The following is a 4,512-nucleotide window of genomic DNA, read 5'->3' on the forward strand; positions in this document are numbered from 1 at the left end:
CATTACCGCTGGGAATTCGCGGAGATGGTGCAGGCGTTGATCATGTTTGTGGTCAGTCTGGCCATGATTCCGCTGCTGGAAAAATATCTCGGTGTTCCCTATGACGTGGCCCTGGCCTACGTAGTGATCTGCGGTATTGGTTTTATGCTGCCAGCCTTGCTGGGTGTGCCTCTGGTGCCCGGCTGGATTACCCCGGGTATTCCGGTGGTGCTGCTGTTCCTTTCCGATTATGAACCCGGCCCTGAGGCCATCCAGGCGCTGTTTGCATTGCAGTTCCTGGTGTTCCTGATCTTTCTGATTCTGGGCGTGACCCGTCTGGGCAGCAAACTGGTTAACTGGATTCCGCGCTCGATGAAGGGCGGTATCATTATTGGTGCCGGTATTGCGGCATTGATGGGTGAAATCGAGGCCGGCGGCCGCCTGGCCAACACGCCGATCTCCCTGATCGTGGGTGGTCTGGTGTGTCTGTATCTGATGTTCTCGGTCTCGTTCAAAGGCTTTGTCGACAAGAACGTGCTGGCCCGCAAGATTGCCAACTACGGCATGGTGCCGGGCATGGTGGTGGCCATTCTGGTGGGCTTTGCCACCGGCGAATACGATGTGCCAAACGTGGAGTGGGGGATCACCAAGCCAGCGTTCGACCAGCTGTGGAACTACCTGCCGTTTAGCGTTGGTTTCCCGGATCTGAATGTATTTCTGTATGCGATTCCGACCGCAGTCATTGCCTACGTCATTGCCTTCGGTGACATCGTGGTGGGTCAGTCCCTGATGAATCGTGTCGACCACCTGCGCAAAGACGAAGACATCGACAACAGCGTGGACCGTGTGCACCTGGTGACCGCTATCCGTAACGGCGGCCACGCATTCTTCGCGCCATACCCTGGCCTGGCTGGCCCGATCTGGACGGCGGTGACCGCCACCATGGCCGAGCGCTACAAGTACGGCCGTAATGCCATGGATTCCATCTACAGCGGTGGTGGCACCTTCTGGATTACCGGCTTTATCGCACTGTTTGTGCTGCCGCTGGTGAGCTTCTTCCAGCCGGTGCTGCCGATTGCGCTGTCGCTGACACTGCTGCTGACCGGCTATATCTGCCTGATGGTGGGTCTGGAACAGCTGGAGAACAACACCGAGCGCGGTATCGCCGGTACCATGGGTGTGGTACTTGCGGTCTACGGCGCAGGCTGGGGCCTGGCCACCGGTGCGGTGTTGTACTTCCTGATTGAGCGTACTCATATTCTCGGCTTTACCCCAGACCCGGAAGCACCGGGCGTGGAGCCGGTTAAAGAGCACTGAACCTGATGCCGCTGTGTTCGGCGGCGGCATCTACCCACTGTGTGTCCTTGGGAGGCCTGAGCGCCTCCCTTTTTTGTTTCTGTCAGGGTTTCTGACAAGTTGTCATATTGTGACAAAGCGTCTTTTTTTCTTGAGGTATGCCTTCCGGTTTGCAGTTACGTGGGGGTAAACTGATCCCGTTGATTAAAAATTATCCGCAGTCAAACTCCCGATAACAACAAACAGACCACAGGAGGCTGCCATGACGATCAGCTCCACCCCCGATGGTGTCACGGTCAAACCCCGGCACCTGCGGTTCGATGTTCGTACCGAACTGAGAACGCTCTGGCATGGTAACGATACCTTTCGAACGGCCTTTTTCAATGCCTTGTCCCTGCAGTTTCCGGATGGCGAGCAACAGTTTATCAACGCAGTCCGGCTCTACCGGGATCAGATTACCGATCCCAAGTTGAAGGAGGAGATCAAGGGTTTTATCGGCCAGGAGGCTCTTCATAGCCGCGAGCACAAGGAATACAACGAGGCTCTGAAAGCCCGGGGCTACGATATTGATGCCCTGGACGAACGGTTCCGCAAACATATGGAGTGGGTCGGGCGCCTGCCGCCGAGTCGGCAGCTGGCCGGGACTTGTGGTGCTGAGCACTACACGGCCGTTCTGGCCAACGCCATTCTCAGTCACCCGGAGTGGATGGAAGGGGCGACTCCAACCATGAAGAGGTTGTGGCGCTGGCATGCCATTGAGGAAACCGAACACAAGTCGGTGGCCTTCGACGTATACCGTGCCTGTATTGGCAACGACAAGCTTCGCCGGATCGTGTTCCTGTTCGTAACCTGGAATTTCTTTCGCTACACCTTCCTCAATACCTGCAGCCTTCTGAAAACCGACGGCAAGCTCTGGAGCCTGAGAACCTGGTTGGGCGGTCTGAATTTCCTGTGGGGCAAGCCGGGGGTTCTGCGCAAGTGCCTGCCGGATTTTCTGGCCTATTTCCGGCGGGATTTTCACCCGTGGCAGCAGGACAATCGCGGTTTGCTGGAAGCCAATCTGAGGGAACTGGAAGCCTGATCCGGTTCCCGGGTTGCTGAAATTTTCATCAGCCTGTGTAACACTGGGGCGCTGCAAAATAATCATAAAAAAGGGCGTACCCGCCAGAGGACGCGCCCGAACCCGGAGACATTCAGCATGCGAGTTGGTCTGATCGTTGATAGCGCCTGTGATCTACCCTATGAATTCGCCCGCAAACACGACCTGTTTGTGCTGCCCGTCACGGCCATAATTGATGGCCAGACCTACATCGATAACCACGATCCTGTCCGTACCCAGGAGTTCTATCAGAGCGGCCTGCTCGATAAGGGGCACCAGGCGGAAACGGAGGCGTTCAGCGCCGAGCAGATTCATGATCTTTTCATGGAAAAAATTGTCACCGAATTTGATGTCGCCATCTGCGAAACTGTTACCCGCAGCCGGAGCCTGATTTACCAGAACGCATCTGAAGCCATGAACTCTGTGATGGCGCATTATGAAGAGGCGCGCAAGGCTGCAGGCCGGGATGGCAAATTTTCCATGCGGGTGATCGACAGCAAACAGATATTTGCCGGCCAGGGGCTGCTGGCGGCTCACACGCTGAAGCTGATTGGGCAGAAAGTATCGAAGAATGCGCTTCGCCATGAAGTGGAAACCTTCACCGACAAAATCTACACCTGTGTCATTCCCCGGGATCTGCATTACATCCGTGAACGCGCCCGGCGCCGAGGTGACAAAAGCGTGTCTGCGGTGGCGGCTTTCCTGGGTAAGGCGCTGAACATCATCCCGGTGATTTTCGGGCAGGGTGTGGAAGGCAAACCGGTTGCCAAGACCCGTAACTTCGACATGGCTGTGGAGAAGGTGATGAATTACGCGGTCGCCCGGGTGGAAGCGGGTTTGCTGACGCCGTATGTCAGCCTTTCCTGTGGCCTGAGCTGGACCGAGATCGAGGATCTGCCGGGCCTGAATCGCCTTCGGGACGCGTGTGAGCAGAACGGCGTTGAGCTGTTGTTGTCCCAGATGGGTATTACCAGTGCCATTTATGTGGGGCCGGGCAGTATCTGCCTGGCTTTGGGCGCCGAGCCTCACGAGTTCAGTGATTTTCAGTAAATCGAACGGGCCGGTCGCCAGACTGGCCCTGTATCACGCCTGATGGTGTAGTTCGGGCAAACCCGCCATACGCCGGAACGTGTTAGCCTCTTTGCCAGACAAGAAAACCTGGCAAAGGAAAACAGGCTTATGACCGAGACCACCTCAACCCTGGCGGACCAATTACTTGAAGCCCACGTTCGGCACGAGCTGAATGCCCTGAAAGGCGCCAAACTGAAAAAGTTCCTGCATCAGGAAGTGGACGAACTGCTGGAGTATGCCAATAGCGTGACCCTGGAGCGTGTGGTTAGTGCCGAGCAGATTATGGGCCTGATCCGGCGGGTGGTGGTGAGCATGGAGCTGGATGCCGGCATTCCGGAGCTGGCAGCGGACCTGGCAACCGAAGTGTTGAAGGCCCCGGTTCAGAGCCAGACCAGGCTGGGCGATATTCTGTCCCGGGAGCAGGCCAGTGCGTTTGTTGAGGAAGCCCTGGAGTTGCGCCACCAGCGGGAACGGGTGATCAGTGAGATTATGGCGCACCCGGTTTATCAGGAGCTGGTGTCGAATGTGGTCTATCACGGCCTGGTGAACTACCTCTACGAGGATAATCTGATTACCCGCTCAGTACCCGGGGTGGGCTCGATGATGAAATTCGGCAAGAAAATGGCTAACAAGGCCGTGCCGGGACTGGATGAGACCTTTGAACGCCGCATCAAGGCCTGGCTTTCGGACAGCCTGCCGAGCCTGATTGCCCGAAGTGAGCAGTTCCTGCACAAGGCTTTGAGTGATGACGAACTGCGTGACACAGTCATGGCGGCCTGGGTGTCTCTCGAAGACCGAACCATCGAGGATCTGCAGGACGGACTGGGTGATGTTCAGCTGCAGGAATTTGTGGTGCTGGGCTATGACTTCTGGCTGCATTTCCGCCAGACACCGTATTTTGAGGGCTGTGTTCAGGCAGTAGTGGAGGGATTGTATGCCCGTTATGGTAACCAACCAGTGATGAACCTGCTCGCGGATATCGGCGTCACGCGGGAAGTGATTGTCACGGAACTTGAAGCGGTGGGCTTGCCGCTGGTGGATCTGCTCCGGCAGGAGGGCTATCTGGA

Annotated in this window: 4 protein-coding genes; all 4 read left to right on the forward strand. The window is 56.7% G+C overall.

Annotated elements, in window-relative coordinates:
* Window positions 1-1,296: solute carrier family 23 protein (locus tag B3Y70_RS02895; protein ID WP_288589165.1), on the forward strand; the 1,296-nt coding region annotated here is incomplete at its 5' end.
* Between the two features lie 241 nt (window positions 1,297-1,537).
* Window positions 1,538-2,356 carry a metal-dependent hydrolase gene (locus B3Y70_RS02900; RefSeq protein WP_286892935.1) on the forward strand — a complete coding sequence of 273 codons (819 nt, stop codon included), beginning with the start codon at window positions 1,538-1,540 and terminating at the stop codon, window positions 2,354-2,356.
* Window positions 2,357-2,473: 117 nt separating this feature from the next.
* Entirely contained in the window at window positions 2,474-3,424 is a 951-nt protein-coding gene (locus tag B3Y70_RS02905; RefSeq protein ID WP_286715187.1) for a DegV family protein, read from the forward strand.
* A 129-nt stretch (window positions 3,425-3,553) separates the two neighbouring features.
* Window positions 3,554-4,512, forward strand: a 959-nt coding sequence (locus tag B3Y70_RS02910; RefSeq protein WP_288589167.1) for a hypothetical protein, incomplete at its 3' end; no start/stop codon positions are given.

It is taken from the genome of Marinobacter sp. UBA5687 (assembly GCF_002420325.1).
Lineage (GTDB): Bacteria > Pseudomonadota > Gammaproteobacteria > Pseudomonadales > Oleiphilaceae > Marinobacter > Marinobacter nauticus.

What these genes read in the sequence shown, in the direction of transcription:
- B3Y70_RS02900 (WP_286892935.1), top strand. Translation starts at nt 1,538, where the DNA reads ATGACGATCAGCTCCACCCCCGATGGTGTCACGGTCAAACCCCGGCAC.
- B3Y70_RS02905 (WP_286715187.1), top strand. Translation starts at nt 2,474, where the DNA reads ATGCGAGTTGGTCTGATCGTTGATAGCGCCTGTGATCTACCCTATGAA.